At 43.9% G+C, this 15666-nt stretch carries 14 protein-coding genes; 9 read left to right on the plus strand and 5 right to left on the minus strand.

The genetic code is table 11. From position 1 onward, the window contains the following. The 6 genes from VIN08_RS08510 to VIN08_RS08535 all read left to right on the plus strand — a co-directional run. Positions 1-2421: ATP-binding protein (locus tag VIN08_RS08510; protein WP_331963120.1), on the plus strand; the 2421-nt coding region annotated here is incomplete at its 5' end. A gap of 315 nt (positions 2422-2736) precedes the next feature. Then, positions 2737-3081 carry a PadR family transcriptional regulator gene (locus VIN08_RS08515; protein WP_331963123.1) on the plus strand — a complete coding sequence of 115 codons (345 nt, stop codon included), beginning with the start codon at positions 2737-2739 and terminating at the stop codon, positions 3079-3081. A gap of 225 nt (positions 3082-3306) precedes the next feature. After that, positions 3307-5880, plus strand: coding sequence for an ABC transporter permease (locus VIN08_RS08520; protein WP_331963125.1), 2574 nt, complete (start codon positions 3307-3309; stop codon positions 5878-5880). Positions 5881-6072: 192 nt separating this feature from the next. Continuing rightward, positions 6073-8709 carry an ABC transporter permease gene (locus tag VIN08_RS08525; RefSeq protein ID WP_331963128.1) on the plus strand — a complete coding sequence of 879 codons (2637 nt, stop codon included), beginning with the start codon at positions 6073-6075 and terminating at the stop codon, positions 8707-8709. 159 nt (positions 8710-8868) lie between these two features. After that, the gene (locus VIN08_RS08530) at positions 8869-9072 is read left to right on the plus strand and encodes a hypothetical protein (protein WP_331963131.1); all 204 of its coding nucleotides are present in this window, start codon (positions 8869-8871) and stop codon (positions 9070-9072) included. A 219-nt stretch (positions 9073-9291) separates the two neighbouring features. Continuing rightward, complete coding sequence (locus VIN08_RS08535; RefSeq protein ID WP_331963134.1) at positions 9292-9657, plus strand: SWIB/MDM2 domain-containing protein; 366 nt, start codon at positions 9292-9294, stop codon at positions 9655-9657. Positions 9658-9747: 90 nt separating this feature from the next. On the opposite strand, the gene VIN08_RS08540 is transcribed toward VIN08_RS08535, so the two are convergent. Next, entirely contained in the window at positions 9748-10404 is a 657-nt protein-coding gene (locus VIN08_RS08540; protein ID WP_331963137.1) for a DUF3575 domain-containing protein, read from the minus strand. Between the two features lie 261 nt (positions 10405-10665). On the opposite strand from VIN08_RS08540, the gene VIN08_RS08545 reads away from it, so the two are divergent. Beyond that, complete coding sequence (locus VIN08_RS08545) at positions 10666-10959, plus strand: DUF4236 domain-containing protein (protein ID WP_331963139.1); 294 nt, start codon at positions 10666-10668, stop codon at positions 10957-10959. A 53-nt stretch (positions 10960-11012) separates the two neighbouring features. Beyond that, entirely contained in the window at positions 11013-11468 is a 456-nt protein-coding gene (locus VIN08_RS08550; protein ID WP_331963141.1) for a hypothetical protein, read from the plus strand. A 15-nt stretch (positions 11469-11483) separates the two neighbouring features. On the opposite strand, the gene VIN08_RS08555 is transcribed toward VIN08_RS08550, so the two are convergent. The 4 genes from VIN08_RS08555 to VIN08_RS08570 form a co-directional block, all read right to left on the minus strand. Then, positions 11484-12302 (minus strand): DNA alkylation repair protein, encoded by an 819-nt coding sequence (locus VIN08_RS08555; protein ID WP_331963144.1) that lies wholly within the window; start codon positions 12300-12302, stop codon positions 11484-11486. 111 nt (positions 12303-12413) lie between these two features. Continuing rightward, positions 12414-12887, minus strand: coding sequence for a VOC family protein (locus tag VIN08_RS08560; protein ID WP_331963146.1), 474 nt, complete (start codon positions 12885-12887; stop codon positions 12414-12416). A 306-nt stretch (positions 12888-13193) separates the two neighbouring features. Then, positions 13194-13562, minus strand: coding sequence for a DUF1987 domain-containing protein (locus tag VIN08_RS08565; protein ID WP_331963149.1), 369 nt, complete (start codon positions 13560-13562; stop codon positions 13194-13196). A gap of 504 nt (positions 13563-14066) precedes the next feature. Then, positions 14067-14489, minus strand: coding sequence for a hypothetical protein (locus VIN08_RS08570; protein WP_331963155.1), 423 nt, complete (start codon positions 14487-14489; stop codon positions 14067-14069). Between the two features lie 259 nt (positions 14490-14748). Between VIN08_RS08570 and VIN08_RS08575 the strand changes: the two genes are divergently transcribed. Beyond that, positions 14749-15480 carry an SMI1/KNR4 family protein gene (locus tag VIN08_RS08575; RefSeq protein WP_331963158.1) on the plus strand — a complete coding sequence of 244 codons (732 nt, stop codon included), beginning with the start codon at positions 14749-14751 and terminating at the stop codon, positions 15478-15480. The last annotated feature ends 186 nt before the right edge of the window (positions 15481-15666 follow it).

Genomic DNA, 15666 nt, shown 5'->3' on the forward strand with positions numbered 1-15666 from the left:
GATCGTGACGATAAAACGGTAAAGTATATACTATCGCACGAACGCGACAATGGTTTTAGTCTTTCCGAAGATAAAGCGCAGTTACTATACCAGACACGTGACCATGTGATATGGATTGGTACGTTTGGTTACGGACTTAATAAGTATAACCCGGATGTGAGCGCATTCTCCTATCTCGGGGAGCAGTCTCCATTGCCGTTATCCACCAACTATATCTCCACTATTTTTACACATGACGACTCCACATTGTTCATAGGAACATCGCGTGGACTAAATCTTGTGGATATGCGGAGGGGCGTAGTGAACACTTTCTTCTCCGACAAGGAGATGAACCTGGTGTATAAGATCAAGGCCGATGCACGAGGTGATATATGGGTATCTACAGCAGCGGGGTTTTATAATTATCGTGATAGCAGATTTATACCAATAGCGTTTAATCCCGGCCCGATGTACGACATTGCCGATTGGGACGAACAGACTATCGCACTGGCTACACGCATGCAGGGTATATATTTGTTCAGCAAAGCGACACATGTATCGGAGTTATTAATCCCGGCTTCTCAATTACCGGATGTAGTATTTGCTATACAGGTAACAAAAAACAATCTGTGGGTTGCCGGTAAAGACGGGCTGCGTGTTTTTACAAGGGATGGTAGATTACAGAAACACTTTAGAAGCCGATCGGGGGAAGTACATGGATTGCCGGTTGATAATGTGAAATGTATATTCTCCGATCACCTGCATAACCTGTGGGTAGGCACCTGGGGAGGCGGGCTGTGTAAATTCAATGAAGGCGACAGTACTTTTACGACTTACGATCTGGGCGATGGTTTACCCAACAATGTGATCTACGGTATTATCGAAGACAACATGGGTATACTCTGGCTGAGCACGAACATGGGAATTTCTGCATTCGATCCGCGCAAGAAAACCTTTCGTAATTTTGATTACCTCGATGGTTTGCAGGGGAATGAATTTAACACGGGTGCATACTTTCGTTCTATCTATGGCAAGATATACTTTGGTGGTATAGATGGCCTTACGTTCTTCGATCCGGAGAAAGTACTGATACCGAGCAATGCACCCACCGTAATGATCAATGAGCTGGCTATAAATGATCACCCGCCACAGGAACACAATTATACCCAGCAGGAAAGTATCCATGTTACAGACGAATTGATTTCTACCTGGCGACTTAATGATATAACACTTGAATTTACTTCGGTAGATTTCAAACAGCCGCGGAAATTGAATTTTCAATATTCCGTTGATAATGGTGAGTGGCATGATATAGGCAACCGCAGAAACCTGGAGTTCATCAATCTTCCGATGGGACGCCACCAGGTAAAGATGCGCGCGCGCAAGCCCGGCAGTTCATGGGGTATAGCGTGTAGCCTTACGATAAATATATCCCCTCCGTTCTGGCGAAAGACTCCGGTGATCGCGTTGTTCTTTATTATTGCACTGGCCGGTATATATGCGACCTATCGCATACGACTCAAGTATCTAACGCATGTAAATCTTACACTGAATAAACTGGTAAAGGAACGGACGCAGGAAGTGGAGATAAAGAATGATCAGATCAGTGCCCAGAATGGAGAGCTTACGCGACAAACCGAATTACTGGTTGATAAGAATCTGCAACTGGAACAGCAGCAATTGCAACTGATGGAGCTAAGCAATGAACTGGAACGCAAGGTAGACGATCGCACCAAAGATATACAGTTGCTTAACCAGGACTTGCTGGAACAAAATGTGCAGCTTGAGCAATTCTCCTTTATAACAGCGCACAATTTCCGAGGACCGGTAGCACGCATTAAAGGACTTACAGAGTTGCTATCGCAGCGGGAGTTGAGTAAAGAAGACCTGAACTCATTTCTTGTACACATGAAGAGTTCTGTAAATGACCTGGATGAAGTAACAAAAGACCTCAATAAAATTCTCAGTATAAAAAAAACTTCTCCCGATTTCTTCGAGGAGGTGGAGTTAAAGCCGGTGCTGGATAAAGCACTGATGCTACTGGAAGAAGAGATACGCACCAGTGGTATATTTGTTGACGTTACAAAGTTTGAGTTCCATACCATCCGTGGATCGAAGTCATACACGCAAAGTATATTTTACAATCTTATTCAAAATGCAATCCGCTACTCTCGACCAAAGGCAGGGCCGTTTATAAAAATAACCTGTACTATCGTTGGCAGCCAGGTAAGAATACAATTTATAGACAATGGTATAGGGATAGATCTGAAGCTGGCCATGAACAAAATATTCCGCCTATACCAGCGCTTCACCTATAACTCCAATGGTCGCGGCCTGGGCTTGTTCCTCGTAAAAACACAGGTAGACATTATGGGCGGAGAAATTTCTGTAGAGTCGTCATTAGGAGAGGGCTCCGTGTTTACGATTACATTTCCACAGTAAGAGAAGCTGAAAGCGTAAAGCAGAAAGTGTAAAGTGAGATGCCGTTCGCTTTCAACTTTCTGCTTATACTTTAAGCTTGCATTTAATCTGCGTTGATCAGCGAGATCTGCGGGAAGCAAAAACTTTACTATATATAGCACAAACTTCTTCCCGACTTCCTGTCTTCCGGACGTTCCGTCTGTTAATGAAACTGTTCGCTCCCCGTTCGCTATCGAACAATCACTCAGCATCCATACGCGATTTCTGCCTCGTATTCCTATACTTTCAATTTGGCATAATTATTATTCCTACATTTAGGAAAATAACCTCGATGCCATGAAGAAATATCAACTGGGTGAATTTGAAGAGATCGTCATCCTCACGATAGGTGTGCTATATAATGAAGCCTATGGCGTTTCTATTAAGAAAGAGATCGAATCACGACTGGCGCGTAAAGTAAGTATGGGTGCCCTGCACACAGCACTCAAACGACTGGAAGACAAAGGCTATATCAAATCGCACGATGGAGAAGCGACAGAAGAGCGTGCCGGTCGCCCCAAGAAATATTTCCAGATAACTGCCCTCGGTAAAAGAGCGATGGAGTATACCAAGAGTACCCGCGATGATCTCTGGCGTGCTATACCAAAGGTCGCGCTGAATCCTATAGTCGTTAATCGTTGACCGCTAATGGTTAATCGTTAACCGTAAAGAACAACGATAATCATTACTTCTGCATTCGGTGTTCCTTGTTCGATATTCGATATTCAGTTTATGGCCTGAGTTTAAAGTTCAAGGTTCTCCTGCTAATAAAGATGATCGGTATATATACTTCTTATAAAAAAAATTCTCCGTCACTCACACTTCCCACACCCACAATTAACTGTTAACGCTTAACCAATAACGGATATGCATCCTCCCAGGCTTTTTCTTCGCTTCTTCCGCTGGTATTGCCATCCGAAGCTGAGAGATTATATAGAGGGTGATCTGATGGAGCTATACTATGAGCGGTATGATGCCCGGAGTAGCAAGCGATATGCAGATATACAGTTCATTATTGATGTGTTATTGCTTTTTCGTCCTGGTATAATACGGCCCGCTGAAAAATACACGCACATAAATCATTATGGTATGTTAAAAAATTACTTTAGAATTGGTTGGAGAAACATCGTCAGAAATAAAGGTTACTCCTTTATTAATATAGGTGGACTGGCGATTGGTATGATGGTGGCTATACTGATTGGCCTCTGGATTTCAGATGAGGTTTCGTTCGATTCATACTTTAAAAATCACAGTAAGCTTTCGCAGGTAATGCTGCTGCAAACCGGAAAGGGGGAAACCTATACCGGTGGAACAATTGCACCTGTCATTGTTGATCCGCTGCGAACAAAATATGGTAACGACTTCAAAGCATTGTCGCTCGTATCGTGGAACGATGAACGAATCGTATCCGTAAAGGATATAAAATTAGCAGAGCCTGGACGATGGGTGGAACACGCGTTTCCTGAAATGTTCACGCTCGATATGTTGTCCGGAAGACGCGATGCGTTGAAGGATGCCTCTACCATGCTGCTGAGTAAATCATTAGCCAAAGCGTTATTTGGTGATGAAGACGCATTGAATAAAACCGTGCGTATTGACAATCATTTTGATATGACCGTGGGAGGTGTTTATGAAGACCTCCCTGCCAACACTACATTTGCCGGAACAAAGTTCCTGCTATCTTGGAACAACCGTCAGAACTGGGTAAATAGTATAACCGAGTGGGACAACCATTCATGCCAGTTGTTTGCCCAGCTGGAAGAACATGCTGATATAGACCAGGTAAACCGGAAGATCAGAAATATACCCACGCCCTATGTGTCGGAAGTAAAAGAAGAACTTTTACTCCACCCGGTGGATAGACTGCATTTATATAGTGAATTTGAGAATGGTGAAGTATCAGGCGGGTTGATTCAATTTGTATGGCTCTTTGGTATCATCGGTATATTTGTATTGCTGCTGGCGTGTATCAACTTCATGAATCTGTCTACCGCCCGCAGCGAGAAGCGCGCAAAAGAAGTTGGTATTCGTAAAACCATTGGTTCGCTTCGTAAGCAGATTATAGGACAGTTTCTTACAGAGTCTGTAGTAGTTGCACTTGCTGCTTTATGTATTGCATTGGTATTGGTGCAGGCTGCGTTGCCCTTTTTCAATACATTGGCAGGTAAGCGAATGTCGGTTCCGTGGAGCAGCCCTGTATTTTGGTTGCTGCTGACAGGCTTCACGTTGTTTTCGGGTATTATATCCGGAAGTTACCCGGCCTTCTACCTCTCCTCGTTCAAACCAGCGAAAGTGCTGAAGGGAACATTCCGTGCAGGACGACTGGCGTCACTTCCGCGCAAGGTATTGGTAGTAGTACAATTCACCGTATCCATTACACTTGTTATCAGTACGATCATCGTATTTCAGCAGATACAGTTTGCGAAAGATCGCCCGGTTGGATATAGCCGCCACGGACTTATATCTTCCAATATCAATACACCCGAGCTCTATAATCATTACGAAGCATTGCGCACAGACCTGATGCAGACAGGTGTGCTGGAGAACATGACGCGTGCATCACAATCACCGGCTAAGTTTGCAAATAATACTTCGATTGATTGGCCGGGCAAGAATGAGCTTACTCCTTTCTTCCGTAATGTGAGTATAACTCCGGAGTTTGGTGTCACGGTTGGCTGGACGGTCAAAGAAGGTCGTGATTTCTCCAATGAAATGGCCAGCGATTCATCGGCTGTGTTGCTCAACGAGACGGCTGCACGCATTATAGCATTTAAGGAGCCCATTGGTAAAACCGTAAAGCATGGAGAGAAAGAGTATACCATTGTCGGTATAGTGAACGATATGGTTACACAGTCTCCGTACGATCCTATCGAGCCCACTATATTTTTTACACGCGGCTGGCTGGGTGTTATAACGATGCGTATCAAACCAGATGCACCCATGCGCGAGGCATTGACGAAGATCGAGAGTATATTTCGAAAACATAATCCCAGTGCACCGTTTGTATTTCGCTTTGTAGACGATGAGTATGAATACAAGTTTGCCGAAGAAGAACGCATCGGTAATCTTGCCAGCTTTTTTTCTATACTCGCTATTTTCATTTCGTCTATGGGTTTGTTCGGGTTGGCGTCATTCGTAACGGAGCAGCGTACCAAAGAGATTGGTATACGTAAAACCATGGGAGCATCCGTAGCCAGCCTCTGGCAGTTGCTGTCGAAAGACTTTATTATACTCGTTATTGTCTCGTGCGCTATCGCTATACCGCTGTCAGTTTCCTTTATGCAACAGTGGCTGCAGCACTATAATTATCGCACAGCATTGCCCTGGTATATATTCGTGCTTACCATAACCGGAGCCTTTATTATAGCGCTGGTAACGGTAAGTTTCCAGTCGATCAAGGCTGCAGTAGCAAGTCCGGTAAAGAGCTTGCGATCCGAGTAATTATTGGCAATGTGTAGTTTACTTTTACATTCGGTGTTCCTAGTTCGATATTCAGTTTATGGTTTACGTTCAATGTTTCAGGTTCACGGTTTATAGTTCACTGCCAATAAAATGTTCAGTATATATACTTTCATAAAAGCTCCATCACTCACACACTCGCGACTAACGCTTAACCAATAACGACTAACGACTATGTCTCCTCCCAGACTTTTTCTTCGCTTCTTCCGCTGGTATTGCCATCCGGATCTGAAGGATCATATAGAAGGTGATCTGATGGAGCTATACTATGAGCGATGCGAAGGATCGGGTAAACGAAAAGCTGACGTTCAATTTATAGCAGATGTACTGCTGCTGTTTCGGCCGGGCATTATCAGGCCGGTAAAAGAATATAATCACGTAAATCAATATGGCATGATCAAAAGTTATTTCAAGATCGGTATCAGGAATCTCCTGAAGAACAAAGGATATTCGGTAATCAATATAGGAGGTCTGGCGGCAGGTATGACGGTCGCTATTATAATAGGACTATGGGTATATGATGAGCTGTCGTTCAATCGCTATTATGAAAACTACGATCGCATAGCGCAGGTAACAAAGGCGGGTAATTTTGATGGTAAATATTATAAAGGTCAGAAGTATCTTCCTTATCCGCTCATAGAGGAACTCGAAACCAGCTATGGATCAAACTTCAAACACGTAGTGCCTATATCCGGCCCGGGCGGATGGAGAGGCGTGTTATCTACTCCTGAGAAGAAAATTACCAAAACCGGTATGTATATAGGAGATGAGGCTCCGGAAATGTTTACGTGGCGAATGAAGTATGGAACTACCACTGGACTGAAAGATCTGCACTCCATTATGATATCAGCGTCTACAGCTGAAGCAATGTTTGGTAATGTAGACCCTGTAGGACAAGCGATGAAGATAAACAACAATACGGATGTTGTAGTTACGGGAGTATATGAAGACTTTCCGAAGAACACGGAGTTCTATGGTATACAATTCTTTGAGCCCTGGGATTTTTATGTAGAGGATGCTTCGTGGATAAAAGACCAGGGATGGGATAATCACTTTTTGTTTGTGTATGTAGAGCTGGCGCCCAATGTTACTATGGAGCAGGCCGGTGCTAATATCCGCAAGGCGGAGATGAAGGTGATTAAAGATATAGACTATATGAAAGATGAGCTGAAGTATGATATGGATATACTGCTGCTCCCGATGGCTGACTGGCATTTGTTTTCGGATTTCAAGGATGGCGAACTGCAGAGTGGCCCCGTGCAGCTTGTGTGGTTCATTGGTGCCATCGGTATATTTGTATTGCTGCTGGCCTGTATCAACTTTATGAACCTGAGCACTGCGCGATCGGAGAAGCGCGCCAGGGAAGTGGGCATTCGTAAAACGATGGGTTCTATACGCAGGCAGCTGGTGAGTCAGTTCTTCAGCGAATCATTCCTGGTGGTGGCGCTTGCCTTTGTAGTGTCTGTCTCGATCGTAATGCTCATGCTTCCCTGGTTTAATGAACTTGCCGGTAAAGATGTGAGCATGCCCTGGCAGCAGTCGTGGTTCTGGGCAAGTGTGGGTATATTTATAGTCATTACAGGTTTGCTTGCCGGGAGCTACCCGGCCTTATACCTCTCCTCGTTTAATCCGGTGAGCATCCTGAAAGGAACATTTCGTGCCAGTCGTTTCTCCTCTGTGCCAAGAAGAATATTGGTAGTAATACAATTTACGGTCTCGGTTGTGTTGATTGTATGTACTGTCTCTATATACCATCAGCTGATGTATGTGAAAGATCGCCCGGTAGGATATAGTCGCGAGGGATTGTTGATGATCCGCAAGAAGTCGAATGACTTCAATACGAAGGGCGATGTATTGCGTGCGGAATTGAAGAATACCGGTATGGTAACAGAAGTAGCAGAATCAGGAGGCGATGTAACAGCGATATGGTCTAACAACGGTGGCTTTACATGGGAAGGCAAAGACCCCGACCTGGAAGAGAGCTTTGCTACATTAAATGTATCTCCGGAGTTTGGCAAGACTGTAGGCTGGCATTTTACAGAGGGGCGCGATTTCTCTGCAGATATAGCCAGCGACTCTTCCGCAATAGTGCTGAACGAATCGGCTGTAAAGTATATGGGACTGAAAGATCCCATTGGTAAAGTTATTCATTGGGATAATCGCGCCTGGGGAACCAATACCAATTTTACGGTGGTAGGTGTAATCAACGATATGGTGATGGGTTCTCCCTTCGAGCCGGTGAAACCTACTATATATTTTACCATCGGGTATGAACGTGTGCTGCTGGTAAAGATCAATCCTGCAGTAAGTGTAAGCGAAGCCTTGCCGAAGATCGGACAAGTGTTTGCCAAGGTAATTCCGGATATACCATTCGATTATACCTTTGCTGATGAAGAATATGCAGCCAAGTTTTCTACGGAAGAACGTGTTGGCAAGCTGGCAGCAGTGTTTACCTGCCTGGCTATTGCTATCAGTTGCCTGGGTTTGTTTGGGCTCGCTTCTTTTGTAGCAGAGCAACGCACCAAAGAGATTGGTATTCGTAAAGTGTTGGGCGCATCAGTAATAAGCCTGTGGCGTATGCTGTCGCGCGAGTTTGTTATACTGGTAATACTTTCATGCATCATTGCTACGCCATTAGCTTACTACATATTGTATAAAGGTCTGGAACACTACGCCTATCGCACCAACATAGGGTGGTGGGTGTTTGCAACGGCAGGCTTAGGCGCATTAAGTATTACGCTGCTTACTGTTAGCTACCAGGCAATTCGCGCAGCGCTGGCCAACCCCATAGAGAGTCTTCGTTCAGAATAACCACTGTTAAACAGCAAGCTCCTGAAAGGCGCAAGGTTCTTTTTCACAAAGAGCTTTGTGCCTTTTTCATTGGGAGATAGTGATAGTTTATAACAGGATCGAGGTATTATAACGGGAGGAATAGTGCTCACTCGGAAGATTTTTTTATGATTTTCTCCAATGAAAGACGGTGCAAGAACATTTTCTGAAAATATTTTTTCATTGGGAAAAACGCAGTCGGCTGCTATGATCAGCATAGTGAAAAGCAAATGTCAGCAAGCATTTGCCGAGAGTGTGATGCACGTTTCTCCAATGAGAAAAGTGATCATTCACCTTGTTTTCATTGGGAAAATCGAGTTTTTCATTGGGAAATGCGCGTTGTAACGACACGTTTGTGGGGTGTGAACAGAAGTTGATAGCATGTGTTTTCCCCTATGAGAACACTTCATTTCTCCAATGAAAACACCGGAAAGTCCTTTGGATATTGACTTTGCCGAAGGTGATATTTATAAAAGTAAAATGATGGTGTTGGTGTAACGATAAAACTTTCATTACTTTAGTGCTGGTTATTTTGAATGTACCATCTTTAAAAACTGAAACGCTATGGCAAAAACAGCGAAGAAGAAAACTGCTAAGAAAGCAGTTAAGAAGGCGGCCCCTAAGAAGGCTGCAAAAAAATCAGCTAAGAAAGCACCAGCAAAAAAGGCCGCTAAGAAGCGCAAGCCTAATGCTGCTTTCATGGCACCTCTTACTCCCAGTGCTACACTTGCTGCAGTGATTGGCAACAAACCTTTACCAAGAACTGAGATCGTGAAGAAGATCTGGGATTATATCAAAAAGAACAATCTCCAGGACAAGAAGAACAGACGCATGATCAACGGAGATGAAAAATTGAAAGCAGTGTTTGGCGGCAAAGGCCAAATCTCCATGTTCGATCTGGCAAAGATCGTAAGCAAACATGTGAAGTAATCGCTGCTGCTTGTTCAGCTATAGCTGAACGAGGAACACATGCTTTGAAAAGCCTTGCATCCGTGCAGGGCTTTTTCATGTATATAGTATTTAGCGTTGACCCGGTGAGCCGAATATAAATCCGCAGTTTACACCAACGAGCGGCTGGAAGGAACGAATAGCATCATGACTGAGTGATCCTCTCACGGAAGTTTCTACATATACACCCCCGATATAAGTATCGATCGTAAGTCTTTCCGCTATTACCCATTGCCAGCCAAGATCCAACCCACCGCCTACCTGGTTAATGTGTGCACTGTTGCCACGGCTGGTGTCAGTAACTTTAAAATCGGAATATATAGCAAAGGGCTGTGCATAGTACCCTGCGGGTGGTTGCCGGTTTTTATTGAGATAATAGCGCAGTGCCGGTTGAAATGATACTCCCTTGAAATCAAATTCTTCATAGGAGAATATATCATATTCGGCAGTAAGCACCAGGCTTCGCGGTGCACGTTGTGCAAGACGCTCGTAAGTAACGTTAAAGTATCCGCTCATAACACCGAGCACATCGCTCTTGATTATATTTCTCTTGCGGGTCAAAGCCAGACTATCCGCTTCACGAAGTCGCTGCCGGTATTTATCGCGATACTCATCATTGCGCGACTGTGCGAATAACTGCGAGGAACAACCATTCCCGAATAACAATACAATGGTAAAAAGCACTGCCGGCAACAGCACTATACCCGAACGACTTTGAGAAACAGACATGGTAAGCAGGGGTTTACTACCGGGTGCAATATAAGGTAATTCGGCTAATGTGCCGGATGATTGATACGCCCGCAAGGTATATAAAGAGGAAATGACTGTTGTTGCTGACGCCCCGGCTGATAACGGTGGGCCTATTGCCGGGAAGTACAGAAGCTGCTTCCGGAAACTATATTGTATGCTTCGGAAGATCAGGTTTGTCTATCGCCATATTCCCGGCAGTTTTGGTTCACGTTAAGTATACTATAACGAGCGCAACAAGCTATGGGCTTCTGGTTTCAAAGGCGAATCAATCTGGGGAAGGGTGTTGGTGTTAACATCAATAATACCGGTGTGTCTGCCAGTTATAGAACACGTTACGGTTCTATAGGCTCGCGTGGGTTTACTTTTAAAACCGGTATACCAGGCCTTCGCTATCGTGGAGGTGGAGGTAAAAATGCGCTTCCGTTTCTATTGGTATTGGGTATAGCCATAGTAGGTGTGTTGATTGTATACAATGTTGTGCGATTAATAATCTTTCTTGTAGCTAAAGCCTGTTATGCGCTGAAGCGAAAATAGTTATTCCTGTTATCTGTAAATATATACTTTGTATGCAGCAATTTTTTACTTCTGTGTTTTTCCTATCTAAACGTTTACAAATCATCAGATCGGTATATATACTGGCCATGGTATATTTGATTACCTCCTGCGGAAATCGGGCAAAAGAACTGGCTCAACAAAAGATGCGCGAAGATTCTATTCGTATAGCTACTGAACATGCTGTGCGTATGCGATTGGATAAAATACAATCGCTGGAAGATTCGCTGGCTGATATTGAATCTGAGCAGGAAGGACTCGACAACCGGCTCATGATCTTTAAAGCAGACCTGGAAGCTGCGAAAGATAAACTGGCTACGATAAAACAATATCAGTTGCTACGAACGGCTGATGAACGCGAACAACAGGTAAGAGATCAGGGTATAATTATTGAAAAACTCGAACGGGAAGTTGAATCTATACTCGACCGGATAGATGCCAATGAAGAAGCGGTAAAAAACATTCGGCTCGAACTTTCAAAAATAAAATAATGGTAGTTATCACAATCACTTATCTTTCATCGACAAGTAGTGATCCCGTTGTTTTTTGCTGAGGTGCTCTATAGAATAGCGAAGCGCAACGCGGGGCATATGCGCAGCGTGCTTATCAAGAAATGCGAGCAGTTGCTTTTGATCTTTTGAACCGGCAAAGCGCAGCATCCAGCCCATGCCTTTGTGCACAAGGTCTTCCGGCTCCTGCATCAATACTTCGGAGATCTGAAATGCATCGGCCAGATCACCTTTACGAATAAAGTGCGCAGTGCTTACAATAGCTGTGCGGCGTTCCCACGTGTTTGCAGATTTAGCCAAGGTATAGAGTATATCCCGTGTTTTATCTTCCAGGTAGCGCCCTACTACGTGATAGGCTGCCAGGTCTACCAGGTCCCAGTTGTTGATGCGATCATGTCGCCTGATATATAGGTTGTATAATTCCTCTAGTGTGTTTACCGGATTTTTACTGCGAGCCTGTTTCTCCATTATACTAAGCGCACCGGCACGTGCTTCGTGAATTTTACTTTCCAGTAATTTTTCCAACTCAGCCAAAGGCATACCGATAAACTCTTTCGCCAATGCAAATACTTGCCCCATGCGTACACCTATAAATACATCATTCTTCAATGGCGCACTCTCGCTGAAACGAAAGTAGCGCTCGTACTTTTTTAATTCTGCCGGTGATTGATAAGTCTTTAATCGTTCAATGAATTGTTTGGCAGTAACAGTTACAGGTGTTGGAGTAATAATCTTTTTACTGGCTGTTTTCTTGCTGGCAATTTTCTTAGTGGCTGTTTTCTTTGCTGCGCGCTTTACAGTTTTACGAGGGGGCATAGGCTGGAGGGTAAATATAGAAGTAATATACAACCTTCGGACGATAGAAACATAATACGCTGCACACTTCGCGTTGTACAGCGCATTATCAAAGTATATATTCGCTATATATTATTTACCATCGAATGCATCCTGCATCGCTTTCATGTCGAGCTTTACCATTTTCATAACAGCCGCCATTACACGATCAGCCTTCTTACGGTCTTTGTTACTGAGCCACTCACCTGTTTTACTGGGCATCACTTGCCAGGAGAGTCCATATTTATCTTTGAGCCATCCGCATTGTTGCAGCGAACCTCCTGCTGATAATTTATCCCAGTAGTAATCGATCTCCTGTTGTGTTTCACAATTTACTGCGAGCGATATAGCTTCGTTAAATTTAACGTATGCTCCACCGTTAAGCGCCATATACTCCTGGCCATTTAATTGAAAGGCAATAACCAATACAGTGTCTTTCGGCATCGGACCACCTTCACCATAATATGAAGTGCTGATGACCTTAGAGTCTTTAAAGATGGAAGTATAAAATTTTACAGCTTCTTCAGCCTGGCTGTCGAACCATAAGAATGGGGTGATCTTTTGCATATCTGTTTGTGTTTATCCGTTATTGATAAAACAAAACTACGCTGCAAACACCACCACGACAGGGTGTGATTCTGACAATATAAAGGGTGAAGCGCGAACAGGATTCGTTAATCGTTAACAGTTATCCGTTAATCGTGATTGAATTCCAGTGACACAAAGTTTCACGGAAAAGACACGAAGAAATACAAAGAGTTAACCGGATAGTATACTCTTTAAGCTTTATGCTTTGCATTTCTTCTGTGAAAATCTGTTCCCGGATAGTTGTATTTCATCTGCGTTCATCCGCGTGATCTGCGGGAAACAAACTTATCTTGCCAGAGTTTTAAACTCAAACGGAACGTCTACCTGTTCTGCATATTCCTTTCCGGCATCGAGAATTTCTTCGTCATCTTCTTCGGAGTACCAGAGTATACGCATGCCTTTAATGTCTTTGAGAAGATAGAGCAGGTCGAGTATAACTTTCGATGACGCTGTGTTGAAGTAATCGAGTTTAAACGTAAATGTAGTGGAGGCATTGGGAGCAGCACCATATACCTTTAACCATTGAAAGATAGGATCATAGAATGCCAGGGCATCTTCCGGCAGCGATCGCCCCGACAATTCAAAAATTGCATCTGCTTTGTTGAGTGTTACCGTGGGCGTATCGTCCGTTCCCGCGATCTTCAAAGTATCCATTTCCAGTAGCGTTATCAAAGTAGTGAACAAACCGCGAAGCTTAAACAATCCCGATTCACAAAAAAATCTTTCAGCTATAAACGGACGAACACATAATTTATTTGCTGATAACCTGCTGGTTGAAGAAATAAAGTTTCTACAAACTGCAACGGGAACCTGCAGACTGCGTGCTACCGGTATTCGCGTTATTATGCGAGTGTGAAATAATAGTGATGTATACTTTTTGAATTTGTAAAGGAGGAGACGGGAAGTCAGGAAAGTCGGGAAGTCCGGAAGCCTGGCTATATATAGTTTTGTTTCCCGCTGAACTCGCAGACAGACGCAGGAATATTTCCCGCAGAAGAAATGCAAAGCTAAAAGTTAAAAGCTTAAAGAGTATGCTTTCTCTTTGAGTTCCTTTGTGTCTTCTCCGTGAAACTTTGTGCCACTGGATTTCTGATTTTGAATGCAAGTTGAAATCTTAGTACATCATGCTTTGTACTTTCTGCTTTCAACTTTACGCTTCTAATTGCACGTAGCGCAACTGATAGGCTCTTCCTCCGGCCTGCGCGGTTCGTAGTATACTCCGGGTTTGCCGCTTAGCTTGTCGCCCAGCAGGCAGCCTTTTACCTGCTTGCGATTAATTACAAAAGCAGTATCCATACCGTTGAGGGTGTACTTTACGTGGATCAGACTATCAGACGAGCAATAGCTGTTCAAGAGCTTCATCGGTTTTTTAGGGTCTTGTGTTCCGGCAGTTACAGTGTATGTTTCGTGTACCTCGCCTGCATCAATGTCGAGCACCATTTTAGAATCGACTGCTACCGACATTACGTTGAAATATACCGGGTGCTCGCAGCGATTACAGCCCGCGAGGCCGAAGGCCAGTAATGCAAAAAGTAGCAGAGAAGTTCTGTATACCGTTACGAGAGAGCTTGTGTATTTCATGATTCTGAAGTCCTTGCAGGTTTGGGGCGGTAAGTTAAAGCGAAAAGCGAATTTTTCCCACATCCCGATAGCTATCGGGAACAGATTTTCACAGAAGCCTGAAGTGAAAATTGAGTTTAGCTCTTTGTGTTCCTTCGTGTCTTCTCTGTGAAACTTTGTGCCATTGGATTTATCCCCCGCGTAACGTTCTGCTTTCAGCTTACACTTTCAGCTTCTTCTCCATCTTGCAACTTCCAAACTTCATATTTATCTTAACATTATGACACCCCTGGAGCAACTCAAAAATATACAGCACGAGAAATATACCACCGAAGAAGGTGATGTATACCAGCTCGAACTAAAACCCGGATTAACCGATGCACAGATCGATGCATTTGCTGCTAAATTACCGGGTGGTAAAATTCCGGAAGATATACGTGAGCTTCTGAAATATACCAGTGGTTTTGCCGTAAACTCTTTACTGGAAGAAGTAATCTTTACCGGTACGGACGAGTTTGGCTTTGAAGAATTTTTCCCCTATACGGTTTCTCTTGCGGGTGATGGTCTCGGTAACTTTTGGGTAGTGAGTATTGATGAGAATGGCCATTGGGGAAATATATACTTTGTGTGTCACGATCCGGCTGTTATAGTAAAGCACTCCGATAACCTGGCGCAATTTCTCTTTCATATAGATGAGTCGGGTAAGAGGGGAGATAAGTCGCACCATGATATCGTGCATGAGAAGACTGTATGGAAGATATGGCGCGAAGAACCTGGTCTTACTGATAAAGCCACTGCTATAAATAGCGAAGATGAAACACTGCGACAGTTCGCAGCATCGTTGCCCGATAACTATTTCATTGCCGACTTGCGTAACAAACCTATAGGAGCTGGTTTTGCCTGGGGTAAATTTGGTGCCGACCTCGGCACAGCCAGAGTACACAATCATGAACCTATATGGGGCGTTGAAAAAAAAGTAAAGAAGGGCCTCTTCTCAAAACTCTTCGGGTGATGCCCGGTATATTTGCTCTTCACGTTTAGTGTTACCTATAAGCTTCGGGCGACTGCCAGAATTACTACCTCGCCAAAAATTCGTTGAAGTTTTAGCCGCTCTGATAGGGAGCGGAAGAGTATTTTGGCTTTACCGTCATTTCGAAGGAGGCACGACTGAGAAATCCCCCGATCGCAGCACCTGTAC

Source organism: Ohtaekwangia sp. (assembly GCF_036568665.1).
GTDB lineage: Bacteria > Bacteroidota > Bacteroidia > Cytophagales > Cyclobacteriaceae > Ohtaekwangia.

Coding starts and splice junctions, on each gene's coding strand:
- VIN08_RS08540 (WP_331963137.1), bottom strand. CDS start 10,404: ATGTCTGTTTCTCAAAGTCGTTCGGGTATAGTGCTGTTGCCGGCAGTG.
- VIN08_RS08565 (WP_331963149.1), bottom strand. CDS start 13,562: ATGGATACTTTGAAGATCGCGGGAACGGACGATACGCCCACGGTAACA.
- VIN08_RS08525 (WP_331963128.1), top strand. CDS start 6,073: ATGTCTCCTCCCAGACTTTTTCTTCGCTTCTTCCGCTGGTATTGCCAT.
- VIN08_RS08530 (WP_331963131.1), top strand. CDS start 8,869: ATGAAAGACGGTGCAAGAACATTTTCTGAAAATATTTTTTCATTGGGA.
- VIN08_RS08535 (WP_331963134.1), top strand. CDS start 9,292: ATGGCAAAAACAGCGAAGAAGAAAACTGCTAAGAAAGCAGTTAAGAAG.
- VIN08_RS08560 (WP_331963146.1), bottom strand. CDS start 12,887: ATGCAAAAGATCACCCCATTCTTATGGTTCGACAGCCAGGCTGAAGAA.
- VIN08_RS08515 (WP_331963123.1), top strand. CDS start 2,737: ATGAAGAAATATCAACTGGGTGAATTTGAAGAGATCGTCATCCTCACG.
- VIN08_RS08575 (WP_331963158.1), top strand. CDS start 14,749: ATGACACCCCTGGAGCAACTCAAAAATATACAGCACGAGAAATATACC.
- VIN08_RS08570 (WP_331963155.1), bottom strand. CDS start 14,489: ATGAAATACACAAGCTCTCTCGTAACGGTATACAGAACTTCTCTGCTA.
- VIN08_RS08520 (WP_331963125.1), top strand. CDS start 3,307: ATGCATCCTCCCAGGCTTTTTCTTCGCTTCTTCCGCTGGTATTGCCAT.
- VIN08_RS08545 (WP_331963139.1), top strand. CDS start 10,666: ATGGGCTTCTGGTTTCAAAGGCGAATCAATCTGGGGAAGGGTGTTGGT.
- VIN08_RS08555 (WP_331963144.1), bottom strand. CDS start 12,302: ATGCCCCCTCGTAAAACTGTAAAGCGCGCAGCAAAGAAAACAGCCACT.